Annotated in this window: 19 protein-coding genes; 12 read left to right on the top strand and 7 right to left on the bottom strand. The window is 40.0% G+C overall.

Features of this window, described 5'->3' with window-relative positions:
• Positions 1 to 38: 38 nt before the first annotated feature.
• The gene (gene poxB / locus ABN212_RS12160) at positions 39 to 1,763 is read right to left on the bottom strand and encodes a ubiquinone-dependent pyruvate dehydrogenase (RefSeq protein WP_198620354.1); all 1,725 of its coding nucleotides are present in this window, start codon (positions 1,761 to 1,763) and stop codon (positions 39 to 41) included.
• 567 nt (positions 1,764 to 2,330) lie between these two features.
• On the opposite strand from poxB, the gene ABN212_RS12155 reads away from it, so the two are divergent.
• From ABN212_RS12155 to ABN212_RS12145, 3 genes are read left to right on the top strand one after another with little or no spacing between them, the layout of a single operon-like run.
• Positions 2,331 to 3,152 (top strand): DUF3100 domain-containing protein, encoded by an 822-nt coding sequence (locus ABN212_RS12155; protein ID WP_023583450.1) that lies wholly within the window; start codon positions 2,331 to 2,333, stop codon positions 3,150 to 3,152.
• Positions 3,149 to 3,598: a hypothetical protein gene (locus tag ABN212_RS12150; protein ID WP_109373426.1), complete on the top strand. Its 450-nt coding sequence runs from the start codon at positions 3,149 to 3,151 to the stop codon at positions 3,596 to 3,598. The genes ABN212_RS12155 and ABN212_RS12150 overlap by 4 nt, the downstream gene beginning before the upstream one ends.
• Positions 3,598 to 4,776 carry a M20 metallopeptidase family protein gene (locus ABN212_RS12145; RefSeq protein WP_109373425.1) on the top strand — a complete coding sequence of 393 codons (1,179 nt, stop codon included), beginning with the start codon at positions 3,598 to 3,600 and terminating at the stop codon, positions 4,774 to 4,776. The genes ABN212_RS12150 and ABN212_RS12145 overlap by 1 nt, the downstream gene beginning before the upstream one ends.
• A gap of 61 nt (positions 4,777 to 4,837) precedes the next feature.
• Here ABN212_RS12145 and ABN212_RS12140 read toward each other — a convergent pair whose 3' ends face one another.
• The gene (locus ABN212_RS12140; protein ID WP_109373424.1) at positions 4,838 to 5,851 is read right to left on the bottom strand and encodes a LysR substrate-binding domain-containing protein; all 1,014 of its coding nucleotides are present in this window, start codon (positions 5,849 to 5,851) and stop codon (positions 4,838 to 4,840) included.
• Positions 5,852 to 6,560: 709 nt separating this feature from the next.
• On the opposite strand from ABN212_RS12140, the gene proP reads away from it, so the two are divergent.
• On the top strand, positions 6,561 to 8,063 hold the full coding sequence (proP, locus tag ABN212_RS12135; protein ID WP_198620353.1) for a glycine betaine/L-proline transporter ProP: 1,503 nt from the start codon (positions 6,561 to 6,563) through the stop codon (positions 8,061 to 8,063).
• Between the two features lie 10 nt (positions 8,064 to 8,073).
• Positions 8,074 to 9,501, top strand: coding sequence for a deoxyribodipyrimidine photo-lyase (phrB, locus tag ABN212_RS12130; protein WP_349443271.1), 1,428 nt, complete (start codon positions 8,074 to 8,076; stop codon positions 9,499 to 9,501).
• Positions 9,502 to 9,583: 82 nt separating this feature from the next.
• Here the strand turns inward: phrB and ppc are convergent, their stop codons facing one another.
• The 3 genes from ppc to metB form a co-directional block, all read right to left on the bottom strand.
• The gene (gene ppc / locus ABN212_RS12125) at positions 9,584 to 12,220 is read right to left on the bottom strand and encodes a phosphoenolpyruvate carboxylase (protein ID WP_109373421.1); all 2,637 of its coding nucleotides are present in this window, start codon (positions 12,218 to 12,220) and stop codon (positions 9,584 to 9,586) included.
• Between the two features lie 926 nt (positions 12,221 to 13,146).
• Positions 13,147 to 15,585 (bottom strand): bifunctional aspartate kinase/homoserine dehydrogenase II, encoded by a 2,439-nt coding sequence (locus tag ABN212_RS12120; protein WP_349443270.1) that lies wholly within the window; start codon positions 15,583 to 15,585, stop codon positions 13,147 to 13,149.
• Between the two features lie 9 nt (positions 15,586 to 15,594).
• A complete protein-coding gene (gene metB / locus ABN212_RS12115; RefSeq protein WP_198620349.1) occupies positions 15,595 to 16,755 on the bottom strand; it encodes a cystathionine gamma-synthase in 1,161 nt (386 codons plus the stop codon).
• Between the two features lie 283 nt (positions 16,756 to 17,038).
• Between metB and metJ the strand changes: the two genes are divergently transcribed.
• Positions 17,039 to 17,356: a met regulon transcriptional regulator MetJ gene (gene metJ, locus ABN212_RS12110; protein ID WP_006534139.1), complete on the top strand. Its 318-nt coding sequence runs from the start codon at positions 17,039 to 17,041 to the stop codon at positions 17,354 to 17,356.
• Between the two features lie 200 nt (positions 17,357 to 17,556).
• Here the strand turns inward: metJ and yjjJ are convergent, their stop codons facing one another.
• Both yjjJ and rpmE read right to left on the bottom strand, forming a co-directional pair.
• A complete protein-coding gene (yjjJ, locus tag ABN212_RS12105) occupies positions 17,557 to 18,861 on the bottom strand; it encodes a type II toxin-antitoxin system HipA family toxin YjjJ (RefSeq protein ID WP_349443273.1) in 1,305 nt (434 codons plus the stop codon).
• Positions 18,862 to 19,073: 212 nt separating this feature from the next.
• Complete coding sequence (rpmE, locus tag ABN212_RS12100; RefSeq protein ID WP_006534140.1) at positions 19,074 to 19,286, bottom strand: 50S ribosomal protein L31; 213 nt, start codon at positions 19,284 to 19,286, stop codon at positions 19,074 to 19,076.
• A 203-nt stretch (positions 19,287 to 19,489) separates the two neighbouring features.
• On the opposite strand from rpmE, the gene priA reads away from it, so the two are divergent.
• The 6 genes from priA (at position 19,490) to ABN212_RS12070 (ending at position 26,892) form a co-directional block, all read left to right on the top strand.
• The gene (gene priA, locus ABN212_RS12095) at positions 19,490 to 21,691 is read left to right on the top strand and encodes a primosomal protein N' (RefSeq protein WP_198632498.1); all 2,202 of its coding nucleotides are present in this window, start codon (positions 19,490 to 19,492) and stop codon (positions 21,689 to 21,691) included.
• Between the two features lie 305 nt (positions 21,692 to 21,996).
• Complete coding sequence (gene cytR, locus ABN212_RS12090) at positions 21,997 to 23,028, top strand: DNA-binding transcriptional regulator CytR (RefSeq protein ID WP_198632497.1); 1,032 nt, start codon at positions 21,997 to 21,999, stop codon at positions 23,026 to 23,028.
• Between the two features lie 70 nt (positions 23,029 to 23,098).
• Positions 23,099 to 23,887, top strand: a complete 789-nt coding sequence (locus ABN212_RS12085; protein ID WP_198632496.1) for an SPOR domain-containing protein — start codon at positions 23,099 to 23,101, stop codon at positions 23,885 to 23,887.
• 112 nt (positions 23,888 to 23,999) lie between these two features.
• Positions 24,000 to 24,530 (top strand): ATP-dependent protease subunit HslV, encoded by a 531-nt coding sequence (gene hslV, locus ABN212_RS12080; RefSeq protein ID WP_006534149.1) that lies wholly within the window; start codon positions 24,000 to 24,002, stop codon positions 24,528 to 24,530.
• Positions 24,531 to 24,542: 12 nt separating this feature from the next.
• Positions 24,543 to 25,877 (top strand): HslU--HslV peptidase ATPase subunit, encoded by a 1,335-nt coding sequence (hslU, locus tag ABN212_RS12075; RefSeq protein ID WP_099073971.1) that lies wholly within the window; start codon positions 24,543 to 24,545, stop codon positions 25,875 to 25,877.
• A 97-nt stretch (positions 25,878 to 25,974) separates the two neighbouring features.
• Positions 25,975 to 26,892 carry a 1,4-dihydroxy-2-naphthoate polyprenyltransferase gene (locus tag ABN212_RS12070; RefSeq protein ID WP_109373415.1) on the top strand — a complete coding sequence of 306 codons (918 nt, stop codon included), beginning with the start codon at positions 25,975 to 25,977 and terminating at the stop codon, positions 26,890 to 26,892.
• Positions 26,893 to 26,910 lie beyond the last annotated feature (18 nt).

Raw genomic sequence — 26,910 nt, 5'->3', positions numbered from 1 at the left:
TTTTGATAGGGTTATTTACCTTCAATCTGACTTAATAACTAGCGTAACCAATTAGTTTTCGCGAGTTGAACAATCTCATCACCGCGACCATTAATAATCGCTTTCATCATATACAAGCTAAACCCTTTCGCCTGTTCGAATTTAATTTCAGGGGGCATTGAAAGCTCTTGTTTTGCGGTTACCACATCCACAATCACAGGGCCATCATGTTCAAAAGCTTCTTTCAGTGCATTATCCAGATCTTCACCTTTCTCAACGCGAATACCTTTGATGCCTGATGCGTTAGCAATGGCGGCAAAATCAGGATTATGCAAATCCGTACCATCCGTCAAATAGCCACCCGCTTTCATCTCCATCGCGACAAAACCTAATACACTGTTATTAAAAATAATCACTTTTACAGGCAAATTCATTTGAGCTAATGAGATAAAATCCCCCATTAGCATGGTAAATCCACCATCACCACACATTGCCACAACTTGACGCTTTCTATCTAACGCCTGTGCACCAATGGCTTGAGCCATCGCATTTGCCATAGAGCCGTGATTAAACGAGCCCAGTAAACGACGTTTGCCATTCATACCCACATAACGTGCCGCCCATACCGTTGGTGTCCCTACGTCACAAGTAAAAATAGCATCATCATTTGCCAGTTCACTTAATCGACGAGCCAGATATTGTGGATGAATAAGCTCACGTTCACTCGGTTGTGCAAGTGCATCCAGATCTTCTCGTGCTTTAGCATAATGTTTCAATGAAGCATCAAGATGAGTGGTATCTGTTTTCTCTTTTAAACGAGGCTGTATCGCATTGAGTGTGGCTTTAATATCGCCAATCATCGCCATATCGACATGGCAATGCGAACCAAGGCTACTTGGATTAATATCAATTTGAATAATATTGGCTTTTGATGGATAAAATGCACGATAAGGGAATTGCGTACCTAACAACACTAACGTATCGGCATTTTCCATCGCATGATAACCCGATGAAAAACCAATTAATCCTGTCATTCCTACACTATAGGGATTTTTCCACTCAATGTACTCTTTCCCTCGCAATGCGTGTACAACAGGGGCTTTTAATGTTTGAGCTAGTTTAATCACTTCGTCGCGAGCTTGAGCACATCCAGCACCGCACATTAAAGTGATATTTTTTGCATTATTTAGCGCATCGGATAATTTTTCAATTTCGAAACGATTTGGCATGATGAGTGGAGATTGCAACGGATACCAGTTTTCATGCGCATCTTCTGGGGCTGGTTTTAGTGCAACATCTCCCGGTAAAACAACAACAGCGACTCCTTTTTTCAAAATAGCGGTTCGCATTGCAATGGCAAGCACTTGAGGGATCTGCTCTGGGTTTGAGACTAATTCACAATAATGGCTACATTCGCGAAAAAGTTCTTGAGGATGTGTTTCTTGAAAGTAATTACTACCAATTTCAGCAGAAGGAATATGCGCAGCAATGGCTAACACTGGAACATGATTACGATGGCAATCAAAAAGCCCATTGATAAGATGTAAATTTCCTGGTCCACAAGAGCCAGCGCAAACCGCTAATTGACCATTAACTGCTGCTTCTGCTCCTGCGGCAAAAGCCGCGACTTCTTCATGACGGGTTCCCATCCATTCAATCGTTCCCATCTTTCGCAAGCTATCACTTAATCCATTGAGAGAATCGCCTGTCACGCCCCAAATACGTTTCACACCTGCATTATGGAGTACTTTAGCAATATAAGTTGCAACTGTTTGCTTACTCATGGTGATGTCTTTCCTCAGTTTTGGGTGAATTACGCCTCTGCGAGCTACACTTATCTCTTTCCCATATTCTGTTTCTCTTCCTCATCAGCTTGCAGAGAAAATTATCTTACTAACTCAAATATAAAGAATAACACCAATCACTATAATGTCACTGTGGGGATAAAATCAGCCCTCAAAAATACAAAAAATAAAATATCACTTCCAAATACATTCATTAAATTTATAATAACCGCATCAAATAAGAATACATCTCATTAATAACATATTATTCTTTATTAAATTATAGACAATACTTTCTTATAGTATTATTTTAATAATTAAAATAATTTTTAATTATGATTTTTCTCTTCACATTTTTATTAACAATTAAGCTGACTCATTTCAGCCTTACTCACTGTCTTTATTAAAAAATTTAACTTTCTCCTATTTGTTAATAAATTTATCACCATTGTATTATTTCATGCACCATGAAAAAGAGGTATGAAATAAACATGACATTGGTCACGCTACCTTTTGCTTTTTGTCCTCTAGAATAAAGCCTGATTATTTTTCAACGGAGATTAACGGATGGACAAAAGTAGAAGTCCGATAAAGGTTTTCTTTATTAGTATTCTTGCAGTCCTTTTCTTAATTTTTATTTCACAATATGTCATTGGTAAAAAAGAAATTAAGATTGGCATTGCGGTAATACCTATTTTACCAATGCTATTTGCTGTAATTATTGGTATGTGTATATCTGCTGGATTTACCCGTAAAAAAATTAAAGTATGGGGTAAATTATTCACAGAAAAAGAAGAAGGCTTCTGCGGTAAAATGGTAGGTTTCAGCCTACTTATTTTAGGTACGCAATATGCGGGAATGATTGTTCCTAATATTAAAATGATTTTAAGTGTCGGTATTCCTTTATTTGTTCAGGAACTCGGTAACTTATTACCAGTATTAATTGCGGTACCATTAGCCATTAAATTTGGATTTGGTCGTCGTGCAATTGGTGCTTGTTCATCTATTAGCCGTGAACCGTCTATCGCTGTTATCCAAGGTAAATTTGGTACAGGCTCTCAAGAATATATTGGTGTATTAGCCATTTATTTATGTGGTTCTGTTATCGGTACTTTATGGTTTAGCGTATTAGGTAGTATTGCTCCACTAACTGGATTACATCCACTTGCTCTTGCAGCAGGCTCTGGTGTGGGTTCTGGTTCAATGTTAAGTGCTGCATCAGGTGCATTAATTAATGGTCTTGATGAAGCATTAGCACAGCAAGTATTAAGTGTTGCCGCTGCATCTAATTTATTATCTTCCGCATTAGGCGCACTGTCATTAACCTATTTAGGTTTACCTCTTTCAGAAAAAATTTATAAAATTTTCACCAGAGGCAAAACTGCATGAAAAATATAATTATTGATATGAAGTTTGTATTCGTTGCTATTTTACTGGCAATGTTTACTCAAACATTAACATCAGGGATCGCTCTTTATGCAATGTGGGATAGCTTTATTGCTATGTCATTAGTGGTATTTATTTCACTCGTTGCAAAACATTATTTACCTTCATCTTTACCCACATTTGCTTATGCAACAATTATCGGGATCCTTATTTGTTTACCCGAAACTCCGGTAAGAGATTTCTTTATTAGTTCTATTGGTAAAGTTTCTTTCTTATCTTGTTGTGTTCCTTTATTAGCATTTGCGGGTTTATCTGTTGGTGGTCAATTAGAAGAACTTAAGAAAATGTCATGGAAAGTTATTCTTATTTTCATGATTGTTTCAACTTGTTGTTTCTTTGGAGCATCAATCGTCGCGCAAATTGGATTTAGTATCCAGGGAGTTATCTAATGAATAATATTTATAATGTCAGTGAAAAACTCTTTCAATTAAATGACTTTAGTAAAAAAACACGACAAGACCTGCACAAAATACCTGAGCTATCAGGTGAAGAATATAAAACATCTAAATACTGTCGTGAATTAATGGAAAGTTTTGGTTATAAAATTAAAACTTTTGATGGATATACTGGTTTCACAGCAGACTTAATTGTTAATTCTGAATTTCCATTAATTGCTATCCGTGCTGATATGGACGGACTAGAAATGCCAGACTTAACCAATAATGAACACAGTTCAGTTCACCAAGGTTGTGCGCATAACTGTGGCCACGATACCCATATGACCATGGCATTAACCAGTGCTAAGTATCTTGCCGAAAATAAAGAAGAGATGACGTCAAATGTCCGCTTTATTTTCCAAATGGCGGAAGAAGATATGCGTGTACCTGGCGCTGAAAAAATGGTGGAAATGGGTTGTATGGAAGGCGTTGATGAAACATACGCACTTCATAATGATGCCGCTATCGAAACAGGTTGTGTTCGCTTTAATGATGGTGTGATGTCGTCTTATGGTTCAGCATGGACATTAGATGTTTATGGTGTTTCTGCACATGGTTCAACACCACACAAAGGGTTAGATGCCATTCGTGAAGCAACGCGCTTAATTGACTATATGGATTATGTTGTTGCGAAAAAGACAGATCCATTTAGCCCTGCGGTATTTGGTTGTGGCATGATCAATGGGGGAACAATCCCTAATGCATTAGCTGATCACGTACAAGCGCGCGGTACTATCCGTTCTATGGATGAAAATACCGATCAAATACTGAAAGCCAGCTTCGACGAAATTGTTGCCCGCAGTACGGCTGGTGGATTTAAAACCACATTAAGCTATAGCGGATACCCAGCTGTTGTGAATCATCCAACTGCACATCAGCGTTTATTAGATGCGATGCGTAAATTCTTACCAGAAGAGAATATTGAATCAAACGGTAAGCCAATGACAGGCAGTGAAGACTTTAGCTATATGGTTAACGCCACAAAAGGTAAGGTCGGTGCCATGTTCTTCTTAGGAAGTGGTAACCAAGCGAAAGGGATTAATAATTACCTTCACGCCAATCCTTATTTTGTCGATGATGATTGTTTATTAGTGGGTGCTCAGATTTTTGTGAATATTCTGACTCGCTAATCTTTCTCTTGTTCTGCCTAAGCCCGTTATTGCCCCCGCAAAACGGGCTTTATTATTACTTTTATTCTGTCGCGATATTATTAATATTCACAGAACGCAAATCAGGCAATCCCTGATAGACCTCTTTACTGTGCCATTGTGTTTCCCACTGCTCTGGCATCTGAATAATATTTCTATCAATATGGGGGGCATAGAGAGAAATAAACTCATGCATATAATCTTTCATATGGGTATGTTTACTGACACAAATATGGGTATAACTCGGTTGCACTAAATGATCGATATTAATACATTTTAGTGCGCCACCATCTTCTGTCTCATCATATGAAGCAGCTGCAATAACGCCGATACCTAAATGTCGCTTAACATAGTATTTAATAATCTCTGTATCCGTCGCAGTTAACGCCACATTAGGCTTAAGATTATTTTTATAAAATACCTTGTCTAATTTAGATCCTCTTGTAAAACCAAAAACATAAGTAATCAGTGGATACTCCGCCATCTGCTCGATGGTAACCAGTTCATCGTCTTTCAATAAAGCAAGAGGGTGGTCATAAGGGACTAATAAGCTACGAGTCCAGCGGTAACAAGGCAGTGTAATTAGATCTTCATAAAGGTGCATAGATTCTGTGGCAATCGCAAAATCCACATCACCATTTTTAACCATTTCCGCTAATTGAGCTGGTGCGCCTTGATGAAAATGTAAAGAAATATTAGGGTAATAGCGACGAAAGTGATCAATCACATTCGGCAATGAATAACGAATTTGCGTATGCGTTGTCGCAATATGTAAATCGACTTTTTTATTACGATCTTCTTCCGCCACAATGCTTTTGATTCGGTCAACTTGCCCAAGAATATCACAAGCAATTTTATGGACTTCTTTACCCATCGGGCTTAATGCTAATAAGTTATTATTTTTACGAACAAACAGCGATACACTTAATTCATCTTCTAATATCTTTAGTTGCTTGCTGATTGTCGGTTGTGAGGTATAAAGTTTTTCAGCCGCATTAGTAATGTTGAAATTATTTTTCACGACTTCAACAAAGCTTTTCAGTTGATTAATGTTCATAGAGGTACCTGGGTTAATTTGCACAAATGCGCGGTTAATTATTAAATTTATAAGTTGTTATTCTAAATATGGGGAATGACGAGGCTATCTTTAATATCTCTGTCATGATATCCCGTCATACTATCTTGATGTAATCAATAATAAGAATAGCGAGATCTATTCTATTATCCACATTTTCATCTTCACTATTCGAAAGAATAATAAAGTAAAATAAGGCGTTATTATTTTCTATTTACCTTTCGGTATTTGTATTATGCATAATGCTCATATAAATGCGTTAGCTTGTATCAAAAAACACAACAAATTAGATTAACCAATTGTTATTTATGATAAAAATTGATCTTATTTTTTGATTTTTCTTTTCGATATTTTAAGTTTACTTAACGTAAATTTAAAACCTCTCACACTACAAATTTTACACAAAAGCAGAATTACGTTATGATAACGATCACATTTTAATACTAGAGGCTATGTTTTGTTATATCAAAACGACAAAGAAAACTTCCTAAAATCTTATTTAATCTCATCTATACTTAATAAATATTCTCTTATCTATTAGCTTAATACCACTATTTAAAATAGGTAGAAGTAAGCTGTTTTTTAGTGAATTTTTATTACTCACTCTTCTCGCTATCAAATAGTCACTTCATTTCTTTTAATTAATTGAATAACAAGAAATTACGAATACCTTAATAAAAGGTCACTTAATATGAAAATGAAGAAGAAAAGAAACAAACCATTACAAATCAATGACATAACAATTATTGATGATAGTAAGCTGAAAAAAGCCATTACCGCCGCGGCGTTAGGTAATGCCATGGAATGGTTCGACTTCGGTGTCTACGGCTTTCTCGCTTATGTTTTAGGTCAAGTGTTTTTCCCTGGCGCATCTCCAGGTGTGCAGATGATTGCAGCCCTTGCCACATTCTCTGTACCTTTCCTTGTAAGACCATTAGGTGGCATTGTGTTTGGGATGCTAGGGGATAAATTTGGTCGTCAGAAAGTGTTATCTGTCACCATCATTATTATGGCGCTCAGTACGTTTGCCATTGGTCTGATCCCTGCTTATGAAACTATTGGGATCTGGGCTCCCGTTTTATTATTACTCGCTAAATTAGCACAAGGTTTCTCCATTGGTGGTGAATATTCAGGAGCGGCGATTTTCGTTGCTGAATACTCACCAGACCGTAAACGTGGATTTATGGGAAGCTGGTTAGACTTTGGTTCTATTGCTGGTTTTGTTATGGGTGCAGGTGTTGTTGTACTTATTTCAACTATCCTTGGAGAAACAGCATTCCATGAGTGGGGATGGCGTATCCCGTTCTTCTTAGCATTACCATTAGGTCTTATTGGCTTATATTTACGTCATGCTTTAGAAGAAACACCTGCATTCCAACAGCATGTTGATGAAATGAACAGCGATGACCGTAAATCTATCGAAAATCCACCGCGTGTTTCATTACGTGAAATCGCCTCAAAATATTGGAAAAGTTTGACCGTCTGCGTGGGTTTAGTGATTGCCACTAACGTCACCTACTATATGTTATTAACGTATATGCCGAGTTATTTATCCCATAACTTAAACTATTCGGCAGATCACGGTGTTTTGATTATTATCGCGATTATGATAGGGATGTTATTTGTACAGCCTGTGATCGGCTTACTCAGTGATAAAATTGGCCGTAAACCGTTTGTTATCGGTGGTAGTATTGGGTTGTTTATTCTTGCTTACCCTGCGTTTATGATGATTAACAGTGATGAAATCGGTTTAATTTTCTTAGGATTATTAATTCTTGCGGTTCTACTCAACTGTTTTACTGGGGTAATGGCGTCTATTTTACCTGCCATATTCCCAACGCATATTCGTTATAGTGCATTAGCTATTGCATTTAATATTTCTGTATTAGTGGCAGGTGCAACACCAACGGCAGCGGCATGGTTAGTTGAAGCAACTGGTGACTTATATATGCCTGCTTATTATCTGATGATTGTTGCCGTTGTCGGTTTGATCACAGGGATTAAGATGATTGAAACCGCAAATAAACCTTTACGAGGTGCAACACCTGCGGCATCAGATAGATCAGAGGCAAAAGAAATTCTGTCTGAGCATTATGATAATATCGAGCAACGTGTTGAAGATATTGAAGCTGAAATTGAGGCATTACAGAAAAAACGCCAAGCGCTTATCGATCAACATCCTAAATTAGATTAAGAGAGGTCACATGCACCCGTCTTCTGTTCATTTGGTCTGGTTTCGTAATGATTTAAGAGTGACGGATAACAAAGCACTCTTTAACGCTTGCCAAGATAAACAAGCACAGGTGCATGCTCTTTTCACCGTAACGCCTGAACAATGGAAAGCCCACAATATGGCTTTGTCATGTCAGGCGTTCATTCATAATGCTTTGCTGGATCTTTCAATATCACTGGAAAAACTCAATATTCCACTGACAATCGTGATTAGCGATACTTATTCAAATGCAGCCGATAAAGTGGCTGAGTATTGCCAACAGCATCAAGCCACCGCCCTTTTTTTCAATCACCAATATGCCCTTAATGAACAACGTCGTGATGAAAAGGTCACTGAGTTACTGAAGAATAAGACAACCGTTTATGCTTATCATGACAATGTGTTTATTCCACCAGGTAATGTAGTCACCCAACAAGGGGAGATGTATAAGGTTTTTACTCCCTTTAGAAATGCATTCCTTCGGCTCTTTTTTTCACAAAATAACGCTTCGTTACCTATCCCAGAGATCAGGACACATCAAAAAGCGGTATCACCTTTAAAAGCACCGCTATTTTCACTTGAAAATACAAGCTTGCCCTCTTTTATCTCTACTGAAGAAGAGGCACTTAAACGCTTAAAGCAATTCTGTTATGAAAGCGTCCCACATTATGCAAAATGGCGAGACATTCCCGCAGTTGATGGTACAAGTCGATTATCCCCCTATCTTTCGATTGGATTACTGTCTATTCGACAATGTTTTAATCGCCTTTATCAAACTGAACCTGATTTCTTAGAAAACAGCACATCAGGTGCATTTGTTTGGTTTAATGAACTTGTTTGGCGAGAGTTTTACCAACACTTAATTGTGGCAAATCCCAATTTATGCAAACACATTGCTTTTCAGCTTTGGACAGAAAAAATCAATTGGCGTAATAATCAAGATGAATTTAATGCTTGGACTCAAGGCTCAACGGGTTTCCCTATTATTGATGCTGCGATGCGACAGCTTAACCAAACAGGTTGGATGCATAACCGCTTACGTATGCTCACGGCGAGCTTTCTTATCAAAGACTTGTTAATTGATTGGCGTTGGGGTGAGCGTTATTTTATGTCACAACTGATTGATGGTGATTTCGCATCAAATAATGGGGGTTGGCAGTGGGCCGCATCAACAGGAACTGATGCCGTACCTTATTTTCGAATTTTTAATCCTACCACTCAAGGTCGTAAGTTCGATCCTGATGGTGAATTTATCCGCCATTGGCTTCCTGAACTCGCCAATGTGCCGAGTCGATATATTCATACGCCTCACGAATGGGCAGCAAAAACCAATAATTCTCTCGATTACCCATTACCCATAGTTGATCACGCAAAAGCACGAATAAGAGCTATTGAGTCTTATGAAGAAGCAAAAAAATAAAACCAATATCAGAGATAAGAGATAAAAAACAAAAAACAGCGCTATTATTAAGCGCTGTTTTTATTTCTAAATACTGATGCCTCTAGCCTGTATTACGCATACCTGCCGCAATACCTGCAATAGTGACCATTAGTGCCTGTTCAATACGAGGATCCGACTCACTATGTGTACGAGAACGCTGTAATAACTCGGCCTGAAGTACGTTTAATGGATCAGTATAGACATTACGTAGTGCGATAGATTCTGCAACCCAAGGTAAATCTGCCATTAAGTGCTCATCTTTTGAAATCGCCAAAACACTCTTAATATCATCAGAAAGTTGCTGACGTAATTTAGCTCCTAGTGGCCATAAACGCTCTTCAACTAAACGTTGATCGTAATATTCCGCTAACCATAAATCCGCTTTAGCATAGACCATTTCCAACATCGCAATACGTGTATTAAAGAACGGCCAGTTCTCACACATATCGTCTAATACCGCTTGTTTCCCGCTATCAATTTCATGTTGTAATGCGGCACCAGCGCCCAACCAAGCAGGTAACATTAAGCGGTTTTGAGTCCATGCGAAGATCCACGGAATAGCACGCAAGGTTTCAACACCACCAGTAGGACGACGTTTTGCAGGACGAGAGCCTAATGGTAGTTTACCCAACTCGCCTTCTGGAGTTGCCGCTCTAAAGTAAGGAACAAAGTCTTCTTGCCCTCGCACATAGTCACGATACATTGCACAAGAAACGTCAGACAAAGAATCCATGACCTCAATCCAAGGTGCTTTTGGCTCTGGTGGTGGCAATAAATTGGCTTCTAAAATTGCACCAGCATAGTGAGCAAGACTGCTGATTGTGACTTGTGGTAATCCGAACTTAAAGCGGATCATTTCGCCTTGTTCTGTCACACGCAGACCGCCTTTTAAACTTCCTGGTGGTTGAGAAAGTAAAGCTGCATGTGCTGGCGCGCCACCACGACCAATCGTACCGCCACGTCCATGAAATAGTGTTAATGTTACGCCTGATTTTTCACAGAGTTTGATTAATGCATCTTGAGCACGATATTGCGCCCATGATGCCGCCATCACACCCGCATCTTTTGCTGAGTCTGAATAGCCAATCATCACCATTTGTTTGTCATCAATTAGATCACGATACCAAGGGATATTAAACAAACGGGTCATTACGCTTTCAGCGTTATTTAAGTCTTCAAGCGTTTCAAATAAAGGAGCAACAGGTAAACGAATATTCGCACCAGCTTCTTTCAGTAATAGTTTTACCGCTAATACATCAGAAGGCACTTTTGCCATTGAAATCACATAAGAGGCAATAGAATCTTTAGGTGATTGTGCAATGACACGACAAGTCTCAAATACTTCTTGAGTCGCTGCGCTTGGTTGCCAATTTGTCGGGATCAATGGGCGTTTAGAATTTAATTCTTCAAGTAAGAAAGTTTGTTTTTGCTCTTCAGACCAATTTGCATAATCACCAAGCTCTAAATATTGTGTTAATTCAGAGAGTGCTTCAGTGTGATTGGTGCTTTCTTGGCGAATATCCAGTTTCACCAGTTGTAAGCCAAAACAACGAATACGGCGTAATGTATCTAACAGTTGCCCATTGGCAATAATACGCATACCACATTGAGTTAATGATTGATAACACGCGTATAACGGCTCCCAAAGTTCTTCATTATCAATCAATAAGCCTTCTGGCGGTAACGATTGTAGCCCTTTAATGCGTTGCTCTAGATAATCGCGAGTCACTTGTAAGCGTGTACGCAATTGTTTAGCAATTTCACGATAAGGCTCTGCAACTTCAGCACCACCCGCTAATTCACGCAGTTCAGGTGTACTTTCTGTCATTGAAAGTTCTGAAACAAGGACTTGAATATCATTTAAGAATAAATCAGCGGCTTTCCAACGGCTTAATAGTAAAGCATGGCGTGTGATTTCAGCCGTCACATTTGGGTTACCATCACGATCTCCACCCATCCATGAGGTAAAACGAATAGGAGAAGCTTCTACTGGTAAGTTGTAATCAATGGACTCTCTAAGCTGCTCATTAAATTCACGTAAAAAAGCAGGAACACCTTCCCATAAGCTATTTTCAACAACCGCAAAGCCCCATTTTGCTTCATCAATTGGTGTTGGGCGAATTTTTCTAATTTCGTCAGTATGCCATGATTGAGCCACTAACTGACGCAGACGGCGCATAATATTAGTACGCTCGTAATCCGCTAAATCATCGTGGTCGAGTTGAGATAAGCAGGTATTTACTTCAACTAATTTATGAATAAGTGTGCGACGTGCAATTTCGGTTGGGTGTGCCGTTAATACCAGCTCAATAGAGATTTGCTCTACGGCTTCTTTTAATTGCTCGTCGGTAAAATTCTTATCTTTTAGTCGGGTGATCAGTTTTGCCAATGCCACAGGATTGCTAGCCGCTTCGCCATGAGGCGAAATGCTATGGTATTGTTCTGCCACGTTCGTCAGGTTTAAGAATTGATTAAATGCTCTAGCAACAGGCAATAATTCATCATTAGAGAGATTTTGTAACGTCAACAACAGTTTTTGTCGCTGAACTTCATTACCTGCTCGTGACGATTTAGATAATTTTCGAATAGATTCAACCTTATCTAAAATTTCTTCACCGAGTGCTTCTTTTATCGTATCTCCAAGTAGCTTGCCAAGCATACTGACATTGCTACGCATAGCAGAATATTGTTGATTCATAAGACTCCTGACCTTGTCTTTGTGGCGGTAACAACATGCTTCTTCCTATTAGAAAAGTCATGTCCTCCCAGTTGTGTAATTAACTTTCATTTCTGATGTGACTTTATTTTGATTTTTGTGATAAGCCACACTGCTTTTTTTACTTAGCCTACTATTCATATCAGAAAATAATCGGTTTGGGGGATTTTTCTGAAATTTAATTACGGCTTTAGTGTTATAAGAATGGCTAATATTCATGTTGTTTTGGCTCAATTTTGCCAAAAATAAGGACATATTTTTGTTTCTTATCGACTAAGAAGCGTTTTTTACTAGAAAGGGCAAGATACGTGAGGGTTTATCTGGCGGTAAATTTAGATGATTTTTTTTAATATTGATAAATTGTCTGGTCTATTTTTTGATTCTTAGCTTATTTCACCGAAGGGCTATAACTCATGTCTCTATTTTATTCCTTATTTTTCTTCTCTTTTACATTTTTACTCGATTAAATTTTCCGATTAAAATTTTCATAAGATAAAAACGAATAAAGCGCTGAATATCAGCGCTTTAAATTAAGAATAACGAATTGTTCTTTCAGTAAGTTAAGTTGTCTGTTGTAAAACATGTGGTTAATCGAATTGTACTTTAAATAACGTTCTAACACGTTGTAACCATACTTCCACTTCAACTTCCACTCAAGATGCTTAAATTTCACATCATGAGCTACTGACAAAAGTTCTCTTTAGCTTGATGGTTCACCTCCGTCATTTCATTTCTTAGTGGGACAATCTGTCTTACTACCTTTGACATCAATCGCTCCTTTGTGACTAGAGATAAATTAAGTATAGCCAAAGAAATTAAAAAAATTGGGTGATATGACACAAAAATGACAAAAGGTTATCAGCAGAAAATAACCCGCTGATAACCTTTATAAAAAAGAAATAATTAAATTACAGTAATTGAGAAAGACGGTTTAAATCTGACTGAATTGCGCCTGCGGTCACATCTCTGCCAGCTCCCGGCCCTCTGATCACAAGCGGATTATCACGATACCAACGACTTTCAATCGCAAATAAATTATCCCCTGGTAATAGCGAAGCGAGGGGATGATCTTTTCTCACGGCTTCAACACCGACTTTAGCTTTACCATTAGCATCAAAACGGGCGATATAACGTAATACCATGTCCATTTCATTTGCAGCAGCTAATCGTTGTGCCATTTGTTCATTAATCAGCGCACTGTTATCAAAAAATTCTTCTAGCGAACCAGTTTCAGCTTGCACAGGTACTAAAGATTCAACACGTACCTGCTCTGGCTCGATGTCATAACCCGCTTCACGAGCAAGAATAACCAGTTTACGCATCACATCTTGCCCTGATAAATCAATTCGTGGATCAGGCTCTGTTAATCCTTGTTGCCAAGCTTGTTCCACCAACTCACTGAAAGGAACTGTGCCATCAAATTGCAAAAATAACCAAGAAAGTGTGCCAGAGAAAATACCGCTAATGGATAAAATAGTGTCACCACTTTCACGCAGATCACGCACCGTATGATTAATGGGTAAACCCGCACCCACTGTAGCGTTATATAACCAATGGCGACCTGTTTTAGAAAACGCATCTCGTGTGGCACGATAGCGCACACCTGAAGCCGAGCCAGCAATCTTATTTGCACTGATAACATGAAAACCGTAGCTAGCAAAATCTTCATAAGAAGCGGCAAGAGACTCATTGGCAGTAATATCAACTACCACTAAATCATCATAAGGATGTGCTCTCATCCAAAGATAGAGTGACTCTTCCGTATGTTCAGTTGCTTCGTCATCAAAGAATGCCAAAGCACGACTAGGATTAATCCCTTGGTAGTCCAGCAAACTGCGACGGCTATCGACCACGCCCGCAAGGATAAATTCAAAATCACTGCGTGCTGATAAAGGCTCTTGTTCGCGAGCAAACAATTCTAACCAACGTGAACCAATATTCCCTTTACCAAATAGTACTAAGCCAATTTGTTTTTCAGCTCTAAATAACGTTTGATGCAAACCTTGCAGCAAGTGCTCAGTATAATTACGTAATACCGCAACTAAACTGATGTTATCTTCCGCATGCCAAATAAATTCAACTGGTTGGTCTTTAAGTTGTTGATAAAAACGATGACAATGCAGAGGATTTTTACAAACACCCGCCCCCACTAAAGCCACTAATGAGAAGCCTTCTCGTAAATGTAATTTACCTGGTAAAACTGCATCTTGTAGCACGTCCAATGCACTATTAGCCACTTCACTGGTATAGCAAAGTTGTAAAAGTTGACTGTCTTTATCCACACCAGTAGCTAAAGGACGAATTTGTGCACGCTTAAGTAATTCATCAACCTCTTTCGCCACTTGTTCGAAATTTTGATGTGATGGAAGTTGGAGCTCAATCAAACAAACATCATCATGGCTAGTCACTATTTTAGCGCCCGTTCCTGATGCCAACACACGTTCTATACGTGTTGATCCTTGCTCTGGTTGATAGCTACAACGAAGTTGTAAATCAATATTACTGCCTGAAACGGGTTGAAGTGTACGCGTATGTAAAACTGGGGCGGCTAATCGAGCCAATTCACTCGCTTCATCTAAACGCAACAAGGGTAATAAACAAGCATCTTTTACTTTGCGAGGATCTGCACTATAAACGCCCGCAACATCACTCCAAATTGTGACTTTACCAACATCGGCTAAAGCCCCAACTTGTGTTGCAGAGTAGTCACTACCGTTACGACCTAATAAGACCGTTTCACCTTGTTGATTGCGACTAATAAAACCCGTTACAACAAAACGGCTTTCAGGATGTTTAGCTAAGAGTACTTGAAGTAATGGGCGAGATAACGTTTCGTTGACTTGTGGCTGAGCCGCTCTTTCAGCACACAAGAACTCACGCGCATCTAACCACACACTAGGTAAACCTTGCTCTGTAAGCAAATTCGCCATTAATCTTGCAGACCAAATTTCACCGTGGCCGACAACTTCTGCATAAGTTGCGTCTGTAATAGGTTTATCTAACAAATAACTTAAGCGTTCAAGATCAGCAATAAAGGCTTGAGAAAGTAATTCTGCATTCTCTTTTGAAAGTAACCCTTCAATTAAAGATAACTGGTAACGGCGCAACGTTTGCTGAACTTGATGGGCAGAAATACGATCACTTTGGCTAAGTTTCAGCCAGCTAATCAACTGATTCGTCGTGGAGCCCGCCGCAGAAACCACCATTAGGTCATTAGGTTGGCTATAGTTCGTCATGATATTCACGACACGTTGATAACATTTTATGTCCGCAAGACTGCTACCACCGAATTTATGTAACTGACGGCAAATCGGCTCCGCCTGTTGTTTAATCGCCACTACGCTCATGATCCATGGTTACCTTTTAGTTGCTGCATCAAACGCACTTTGCAAATCATTGATTAAATCCTGGCTATCTTCAATACCCACCGAGATACGAAGTAATGAGGGGCTGATCCCTGCTGTTTTTTTCGCTTCTTCTGACATACCTGCATGTGTCATGGTGGCAGGGTGACAAATTAAGGTTTCTACCCCACCTAAAGATTCTGCCAGTGTAAAGAGTGTTAATTGAGATAAAAAGAGTTTAATCACATCCAATCCCCCTTTTAACTCAAAACTTAACATTGCACCGAAACCTTGTTGCTGTTTTTTTGCTATTTGATGACCAACATGATTTTCCAGTGCGGGGTAATACATTTTTTCGACTAATGGCTGTGCTTGTAAAAACGCCACTAATGCCTGTGCATTTTCTTGCTGAAGTCGAATTCGAGGAACTAATGTTCTTATGCCTCGTAATAATAAATAGCTATCAAATGCGCCAGATGTGACGCCAATATTATTCGCCCACCAGCTTAGCTCCTCAAGCTGTTTCTGACACTGACAGATAACAACACCAGCGACAATATCTGAGTGTCCATTAAGATATTTTGTGCATGAGTGCACAACAATATCAGCGCCTAATGCTAACGGCTTTTGCAAGACAGGGCTCATAAAGGTGTTATCAGCAACCACTAAAGCACCTTGTTGATGAGCAAGTTCACTGATTTTTTGAATATCCGTTATTCTTAAAAGAGGATTACTTGGTGTTTCGATAAAAACAATTTTAGGCTGATGCGCTAAAGCTTGCTTAAGTGCAATATCATCATTTTGATCAACGAAAATCACACGGTAAGCACCACGCTCTTGTTGGCTGTTAAAAAGGCGATAGCTTCCTCCATAACAATCATGAGGCGCAACAATCACATCGCCAGGTTTTAGAAAAACCGTACAAATTAAATGAATAGCTGACATTCCACTGCTAGTGACAACTGCCCCCACTCCACCTTCTAGCTCGGCTAATGCCTTTTGCACCATATCGCGTGTTGGATTACCTCGACGAGAATAATCATGAGCACGAGGCTGATTAAACTCTAAAAAATTATAGGTACTAGAAAGATAGATAGGCGGTACGACACAACCAAATTGAGTGTCTTCATTTAGCCCATTATGGATAGCAATTGTTGCTGTTTTCTTCGTCATACAGGCACCTTGTCACAGCGATAAGTGGAAACGTCGAATGACAGCATATCCAATTAGACACCAAGACGTCAACACATCTAGCCATCTAAACTACTTTACGGATAGATTAAGTAATGGAATAATACACAGATTAAGAATATCGCCAGTGACTGTTACTTTTTCTCTCACCTTCAGCCAGAAGAGTCGGTGGTTTTAGAAAAGTCATGATAAACTGGTATTGCCCATCAGAATGTGGGTTAACCCTATTCTGACTTCAACTAAATGATATTAATTAAGGTAATCCATGGCTGAATGGAACGGTGAATATATCAGCCCTTACGCTGAGCATGGCAAAAAGAGTGAGCAAGTTAAAAAAATTACAGTTTCAATTCCATTGAAAGTGCTAAAAATTTTGACCGATGAACGCACTCGCCGTCAGGTTAATAACCTAAAACATGCAACCAATAGTGAATTATTGTGTGAAGCATTTTTGCACGCATTTACCGGACAGCCTCTCCCAAATGATGAAGACTTACGTAAAGAACGTAACGATGAAATCCCTGAAGAGGCAAAAGAAATAATGCGCCAGCGCGGGGTTGATCCCGATACTTGGGAGTATTAATCAGCGTCAGTTTTTGACTTATTGCTTGATTAACACGAACAAAAAAGCCCAAAGCAAAAACTTTGGGCTTCAGATTATGCCCCCCTAGCTTTTAGCGAGAGGGGGTTCTTTCGGTATGTATCGAAGATTGTTCTCATCAACCGCATGCACAAAATCCAGCAACACATCATCTTAAATTAATTTTTTAGGTCTATTTGTCATCACCCTAGACGAGATATACGCGAACTTGCTTCATCAAGATGACTACGTAACGCTTTAAGGCATGGAGAAAAATTGTCAGAAAAACAATTACAGCTCTCAGCTAAAGTATAAAACTGCTCGGCCAACTCTAAACATTCCTGCCAGATTTCACAGCTGATCCCATCAAGTAATGTCACTGGACGAAGTGTATTGACTATTTCACCACCAGACTTAGGCGCAAATCCCATTGGTAAAATATCGTAGGCAGGTGAAAGCTCATATGGGCGGCCATGTCTACTGATAAACGACAAATTGCCATGATGCATATCAGTATTTCCAATCAACATACCAAATGCCCAACGGCGTACCGTGCTAATCGCAGCCTCTGAATGAACTCGTTTTTGCTTAATTAGCTCATTAACTAATACTGGCCAAGGCTCCCTTGCCCGTCCTATAAACTCAGCATCTAGTGCTTGTAAAGAAAAAAGACCTATACGACCTAGTGGGCCTACACGATCAAATCGTGGGATTTCGAGGAAGCGTTGCCCTTCAAAATCAAATACCTCTGTTTCAACTCCAAGAACTTTTAATGCCAGATGCTCAGCTTGAAGCAGATCACGCCAACGCTCACTAACAGCATTATCGTCAGGCGCCGTAAATTTTACGATAACATGACCTTTTTCTGTATAGGTGCAGAATTTGGGTTGCTCCCCACCAGCGGATGAACCAGGATCCTCTCCCGAACTAACAGCTCGTGCTAATGTGGGATAAGTTTTATCACGCTCAACAATTTCTGGTGTCTGCATACCCAAAAATTGATCTCTTGCCTGCTCTCCTATTAGCAGATTTCCCACTGCATCATGTCCATGAGTCAGTAATGCTCTGATTATATCGGTATCAGACCAACGATCTGGGTTTTGGGGCAAACCAAGCTCAGCCGAATAGGCTGAAGCATAAGCTCTCCCAAGATATCCTTGGGGGCGCATATCCAATAACCACCATGGCAAACCTTCACTATGTCGGTTCACATTGTCTATCCGCTCCATGACGAAACCTTCTGGGAAAACTGGCGTCAATTTACCTAGCGGCTTGACCTTACCTTCTTCATTTATGCGATAAATAGGAACTGAATTAAACCCACGGGAACTATCGCGTAAAGCATATTGAATAGAAGATCCTGAACCAATTCGCACAATATCATCACTTAGCGCGTTTAATGCCCGTGACAATGTTGGCTGGCTAATATTCATAATATCAGTAAGTTGTCTTGCTGACCTAGGTTCATTACGTAGTATTTGCCGTATCAATTCAGAGCGTATTGTCATGATATTAATTGCTTTATGAATAGGTAAGTGAATAGATGGATGAATAGATAATTTATCAGTTGTGATCTGGCTTGTCACTACCAAAAACGTTATCTAAAAAGGGAGGACTTTGCCCATAAAAAAAGCCCAAAGCAAAAACTTTGGGCTTTTCTTCAATTCCGAACTGTCTGCAAGATGCTAGACTAAGCTGACATCTTGTGACAACAAATATCTTATTTGCTGCCTGGAATTTTGAAGCGTTTGTTGAACAGATCAACACGACCACCAGTTGCAACATCACGTTGTTTACCAGTATAGAATGGGTGGCATTTGTCACAAACGTCCAGATTCAGGTTATGACCTGCAGTGGAGTTGATTTTCATAACGTTACCGCAAGAACAAGATGCAGTAATTTCTTCGTATTTAGGATGGATATCTTTTTGCATGGAAAACCTCTACTAAGGCCGTGTCGCCATTCAGCCCACAGCCGAACACCACACGTCGTGTTGATTGAAATTAAGTGTTTGGTAATTTATCTACCAAAGGGGGCGGATCATACAGAATATCCGCTAAACGCGCAATGAAATCTGCACACTTTTTGTGATATTCTTAGTGTCATCTTTTCGCTAAAACTCTCGGAACCCCTGATATGACTATAGTTCAGGTAATTTTACCTGTACCACTATTCTCCTCTTTTGATTACCTGTTACCAGAAGGGATTGATGCGCCTGTTATCGGCAGTCGGGTGATCGTGCCTTTTGGTAATAAACGCCGCTCTCTTGGTATTGTCAAAGGACTCAGTACACACAGTGAGTTTCCTATCGAAAAGCTAAAGCCAATTGATGAGATCCTTGATAGCGAAACACTCTTTCCGGGTGTTTTGTGGGATATGTTAAATTGGGCATCGGCTTATTATCACTATCCTTTAGGGGAAGTGCTATTTCATGCTATGCCGATTTTATTACGACAAGGAAAACCCGCAGAATTCACACCATTATGGCAATGGTATGCTACTGAAGAGGGGATTAATCTCGATCTCAATAGTTTAAAAGGTGCAAAAAAACAGCAACAAGCATTAGCTGCCCTTCGCCGTACACCTTTATATCGCCATCAACTTGATGAATTTGAAATCACAACTGCAACACTTAATAACTTAAAAAAGAAAGAGTTTGCAGACCTTCGCCCTATTCAACCAGCTCCTATACACTGGCACAATGATCTTGCGGTTCAAGGCGAACGTTTTAAGTTAAACACAGAACAAGCTATTGCAGTAGGTGCAATCACCGCGCAGGCTGACCAGTTCTCACCTTGGTTATTATTGGGTATTACAGGTTCAGGAAAAACGGAAGTTTATTTAAGTGTATTAGAAAAAATTCTCGCGCAAGGTAAACAAGCACTGGTACTGGTGCCTGAAATTGGTTTAACACCCCAAACAATCCGCCGTTTTAAAGCACGCTTTAATGCCCCTGTTGATGTGCTTCATTCAGGATTAAATGATACTGAACGCTTAGCCGTTTGGTTACGAGCAAAACGAGGTGATAACGCCATTATTATTGGCACACGATCGGCACTTCTAACCCCTTTTCAGCATCTTGGCATTATTATTATCGATGAAGAGCATGATGGCTCTTATAAACAACAAGATGGTTGGCGTTACCATGCTCGTGATCTCGCCGTTTTCCGAGCAAAGCAAGAAAACATTCCTATCGTGATGGGAACCGCAACCCCATCAATTGAAACTAGTTTTAATGTTGAGCAAAAGAAATATCAACAACTCACGCTGACTCAACGTGCAGGCAATGCAAAACCCGCAACAGAGCATTTAATTGATTTAAAAGGGCAACCGCTGACAACAGGGTTGTCTCCAATTCTGATTAAAGCAATAAAAGAGCACCTTAATGCAGGTAACCAAGTAATGCTCTTTTTAAATCGCCGAGGATTTTCACCTGCATTGTTATGCCATGAATGTGGTTGGATAGCAGAATGCCCTCGCTGCGATCACTATTATACTATCCACCAAAAACATGGCATGCTACGTTGCCATCAATGTGATAGTCAGCGACGAATTCCAGCACAATGCCCACAATGTGGTTCAACTAATTTAATCCCCGTAGGATTAGGAACCGAACAACTTGAGCAAGGGATTGGTGAATTATTTCCTGATACACCAGTGACGCGAATTGATAAAGATACAACAAGTCGCAAAGGTGCTTTAGAGCAACAACTGGAAGATATTTATCAGGGTGGCTCACGCATTCTTATTGGTACACAGATGTTAGCCAAAGGGCATCACTTTCCTGATGTCACCTTAGTGGCTTTACTTGATGTGGATGGCGCTCTGTTCTCCAGTGATTTTCGTGCAGCCGAACGCTTTGCTCAGCTTTATATACAAGTATCAGGTCGTGCGGGTCGTGCGGGTAAACAAGGCGCGGTGTATTTACAAACTCACCAGCCTGATCACCCTCTTTTGCTGACACTATTAGAAAAAGGTTATGACGCTTTCACTAAAGAAGCTTTGCAAGAGCGACAAGCGACTTTTTTACCGCCTTATTCTAGCCATATTATGATCCGCTCTGAAGATCACAATAATCAGCGTGCGCCTCAGTTCTTACGACAGCTCAAACAGTTTTTTGAACAACACCCAATGCGAGACGCGAATTTATGGGTAATGGGACCCGTTCCAGCAATTCAAGCTAAACGAGGTGGAAATTATCGTTGGCAATTATTGCTCCAGCATCCTTCACGGGGTTATTTACAAAAATTGATGTCTGTCACTTATCCTCAGATTGTCGCCTTACCTGAGAGTAAAAAAGTGAAATGGAATATTGATGTTGACCCAACAGACTGTTAAGGATCTTTCCTGCTCAAATTGGGAATATTTTAGTCAGACTTATGTTGCGGATACAATTTCGCTTGAATACTCGTTACAGCCCGAGATTATTTATCAATTTTGCGAACTACCTCATAAAAACGATTGGTATCACATTTTTTATGCAAACTAGGTAACAGTATCTATTTAAAAAGTGGGTAGAATAACAATTTAGAATATTTCTTGAATTAAAAACCGTCGATAAAATCCTTTTTTGAATATTGGCGGTTTTTTTGCAACAAAAAAGCAATCGTTTAACTAAACCATCCAGAAGGGAGGTATGGGGTTTGCAACAGAATAATAAAGATAATACGCAAGCAACAATGAAAGATGTTGCCTTTGCAGCCGGCGTGTCCACAGCAACTGTGTCACGTACTTTAATGAATCCGGAAAAAGTATCCTCACAAACCCGTCAGAAAGTTGAACAGGCTGTTCTTGATGTGGGCTATTACCCACATAACCTGTCAAAAAACCTTAAGCGTAACGAGTCAAAAACGATCCTTGTGATCGTACCTAACATCAGCGATCCATTTTTTACTGATGTTGTGTGTGGCATCGAAGAAACCGCTGCTCAACATGGTTATCTCGTGTTAATTGGTGATTGTAAACATCAGCAAAAACATGAAAATGCCTTTATTAATCTCATTATCACCAAACAAATTGACGGTATGTTACTTCTTGGCTCACATATCCCTTTTGATGTTTCCAAAGAAGAACAGAAAAATTTACCACCGATGATCATGGCAAATGAGTTTGCGCCTGAACTCGAATTACCTACCGTGCATATTGATAATCTCACGGCATCTTTTAGAGCAACACACTATTTACAGCAAATGGGTCATAAGCGTATTGCATGTATTACAGGCCCTGAAGATATGCCTTTATGTCGTTATCGCTTACAAGGCTATATTCAAGCTATGCGTAGAACAGGCGTACCTTTGCGTGAAGATTATATTATCCGTGGTGATTTTACCCATGAAAGCGGTGCAGAAAGTCTGAAAAAGCTGATTTCTTTACCTGAGCCACCAACAGCCGTGTTCTGTCATAGTGATATTATGGCAATTGGCGTTATGTGGCAGGCGAAAAAATTAGGATTAGAGCTCCCTAAAGATCTCTCTGTGATTGGTTTTGATAATCTTGATATCACACGTTATAGCGAACCAGCCCTAACAACAATGGAGCAACCTCGTTATCAAATTGGTCGTGAATCTATGTTGTTATTACTCGATCAACTACAAGGTAGACCTGTTGCACCTGGTTCTCGCTTATTAGATTGTGAGCTAATTATAAGAGAGAGTGTCTGTCGGCTTAAAAGCTAGGCAAAACACACTATGTTAAGTAACATATCGTTTGTGATACCTATTCCTTTAATTATCAGCGAATCGAACTGTGGCACAACGAGACTATGTGGGACGAGGACAGACATCTGCTCGTCGTAAAAAGACAACGAAAAGTAAAAGCAAAAAGGCTGCTAAAGGGCTGCCTTTAACGACGCTTATTGCGGCAATCGCTATTGTGGCGCTGTTTATCGGCGGCCTCTATTTTATTACACATGATAAAAAAGAAGCCGTAGAAACAACGCCAACCATCACTGGGCAGCATCCAGCGAATAGCCTACCGCCAAAACCGCAAGAGCGTTGGCAATATATTAAAGAATTGGAAAATCGTCAGGTCGGTACGCCTTTACAGCCTGAATATCCTTCATCGGGTAGCCAGATTAATCCGAAAGCAACACTTTCGCCTGAGCAGTTACGTTTTTTACAACAAATTGAAGCGGATAAGCGTCAACCTGCTGTTCAACTGCCAGAAGTGCCTTACAATGGTGAAGTACCGCGCTCACAAGTGGTTGTAACACCACCTGCAACAACACCTTCTGTTGCACAACAGCCTGTACAAACTCAACCACCGCAAGTACCTGCAATTGTTACACCGCCTAAACCTGCTGTTACTGAAGCAAACTTTTTAGTGCAATGCGGCTCATTTAAAAATACCGAACAAGCTGAATCAGTGAGAGCAACTCTGGCTTTTTCTGGTGTTGAAAGCCGAGTAACGAAAGGAAATGATGGTTGGATCCGCGTCTTATCAGGTCCTTACAGTAAAGAACAAGCCAACTCTGTGAGTAGACAAGCAGCTGGAGCTGGCGTATCAGGTTGTATTCTTCGCTCTTCTGGGGGTTGAAAAATAAATTTTCTCCCCCACCTATAATTCTAATTCACACAACGGGCAGTGCTTTATCTTAAATAAAGACACTTCCCGTCTCATTTTTATTGATTAAACCAGGGGCTGACTCATGACTACAATCGTAAGTGTTCGCCGTAAGGGCCAAGTTGTAATCGGTGGTGATGGACAGGCGACGATGGGTAATACCGTCATGAAAGGCAATGTTCGCAAAGTACGCCGTCTTTATAACGACAAAGTCATTGCGGGATTTGCTGGCGGCACTGCTGATGCTTTTACTCTTTTTGAACTGTTTGAGCGCAAATTAGAACTTCACCAAGGGCATTTAACTAAAGCTGCGGTAGAACTTGCTAAAGATTGGCGCACAGACAGAATGCTACGCAAATTAGAAGCGTTGCTTGCTGTTGCAGATGAAAATACATCTCTTATCATCACAGGTAATGGTGATGTGGTTCAACCAGAAAACGATTTAATTGCTATCGGTTCCGGTGGCCCTTATGCACAAGCAGCGGCTAGAGCTATGCTAGAAAATACTGAACTTTCTGCACGAGAAATTGCTGAGAAAGCACTTAGCATCGCTGGAGATATCTGTATTTACACTAACCATAATGTCAACTTTGAAGAACTCTCTTCAAAAGAGTAAGGATTAGAGAGCATGTCTGAAATGACTCCTCGCGAAATTGCCAGTGAACTTGATAGATTTATTATTGGTCAAGATAAAGCGAAACGTGCTGTGGCGATTGCCCTACGTAACCGCTGGCGTCGTATGCAGCTTGATGAAGCGCTACGCCATGAAGTCACACCTAAAAATATTCTGATGATTGGACCTACCGGTGTTGGTAAAACTGAAATTGCACGCCGTTTAGCAAAATTGGCAAATGCACCTTTCATCAAAGTCGAAGCAACTAAATTCACCGAAGTGGGTTATGTGGGTAAAGAAGTCGATTCTATTATCCGTGACTTAACCGACTCTGCGGTAAAAATGGTACGTAGCCAAGCAATTGAAAAAAATCGCTTCCGCGCTGAGGAAATGGCTGAAGAACGTATCCTTGATGTACTTATTCCACCAGCAAAAAATAACTGGGGCGTAACAGAACAAGCATCAGAACCTTCAGCAGCGCGTCAATCTTTCCGTAAAAAATTACGTGAAGGCCAATTAGACGATAAAGAGATTGAAATTGAGTTATCTGCAACACCAATGGGTGTTGAAATTATGGCTCCTCCAGGAATGGAAGAGATGACGAACCAATTACAATCTATGTTCCAAAATTTAGCGGGACAAAAGCAAAAAGCGCGCAAGATGAAAATCAAAGATGCGTTTAAGCTTATTGTTGAAGAAGAAGCTGCTAAATTAGTTAACCCTGAAGAGCTTAAACAGCAAGCTATTGATGCGGTAGAACAACACGGTATCGTCTTTATTGATGAAGTAGATAAAATCTGTAAACGTGGTGGACAAAGTTCTGGCCCTGACGTTTCTCGTGAAGGTGTACAGCGTGACCTCTTACCACTGGTTGAAGGTTGTACAGTTTCAACAAAACACGGTATGGTAAAAACAGACCATATTCTGTTTATTGCATCAGGCGCTTTCCAAGTTTCAAGTCCTTCTGATTTAATTCCTGAATTACAAGGACGTCTGCCAATTCGTGTTGAACTTCAAGCGCTGACAGCAGAAGATTTTGAGCGTATTCTAACTGAACCTAATGCATCGTTAACAAAACAGTATGAAGCATTAATGGCAACCGAAGGTGTGTCTATTAGCTTCACCGAAGACGGTATTCGCAAAATTGCTGAATCAGCATGGCGCGTAAACGAAACCACTGAAAATATCGGTGCTCGTCGTTTGCATACTGTTTTAGAGCGTTTGATGGAAGAAATTTCCTACGATGCAAGTGAACGTCAAGGTCAATCAGTATTGATTGATGCAGAATATGTGAAACAGCATCTGGATGAGCTTGTCGCAGATGAAGATCTGAGTCGATTTATTTTATAATCAACTTGTGCGATCCTTATCAGCAATATTTACGTGGGAGGCTTGCCTCCCATTCTTATTTTTATAATAACAACGAACATGAGTATCGAATTTCAGCATGAGCTCTCTAAATTCCACTAGCCGGACCCAAGCCTGGCTTGAAAGTTTACGACCCAAAACTCTACCTTTAGGGTTAATTGCCATTGTGACTGGTTCCGCATTAGCGTATTGGATGGGTCATTTTGAGCTACCTATTGCACTGCTTGCTATATTGACAGCAGGAACGTTACAGATCTTATCAAACCTTGCCAATGACTATGGTGATGCCGTAAAAGGAACAGATACTGAAGAGCGTTTAGGGCCACTTCGTGGAATGCAAAAAGGCATAATAACAGCGGCTCAAATGAAAAAAGCGCTGATCCTAAATGTTATTATTTCCTGTATCTGTGGTATTGCACTGATTATTGTCGCCTGTAAAAAGCCAGAAGATGCTATTGGCTTCTTAGTGATGGGTTTACTCGCTATTGTTGCTGCGATTACTTATACCGTGGGTAAGCGCCCTTATGGTTATATGGGGCTGGGTGATATCTCTGTTTTAATTTTCTTTGGCTGGTTAAGTGTCATCGGAACTTATTACTTACAATCCAACACGTTTGATATTGTTACCCTACTTCCTGCCACAGCCTGTGGTTTACTTTCTGTCGCTGTTCTAAACATTAATAATATGCGCGATTTAGAAAGTGATATTCAGGCAGGTAAACATACATTAGCTGTTCGCTTAGGCCCTGCTGGCTCACGAACTTACCATACGTGTGTTATTTTTCTCTCTATTGCCTGCTTAATTATCTTCACTCTACTTTATATGCATCGCTGGACCGCGTGGTTATTTTTACTCGCCACCCCTATGCTTTTACTGCATATCAAACGTGTGAATGCCGATCATTCAGGTGAGGCGATGCGTCCACTACTCGAACATATGGTAAAAGCAGCACTGTTAACTAACGTTCTTTTCTCTTTAGGTTTAGTTTTAGAATAATTTCACTCGATTGTTGAT

It is taken from the genome of Proteus genomosp. 6, assembly GCF_040139785.1.
Classification (GTDB): domain Bacteria; phylum Pseudomonadota; class Gammaproteobacteria; order Enterobacterales; family Enterobacteriaceae; genus Proteus.
The sequence above is the reverse complement of the archived record's forward strand: the minus strand, read 5'-3'. Positions and strand labels throughout refer to the sequence as shown.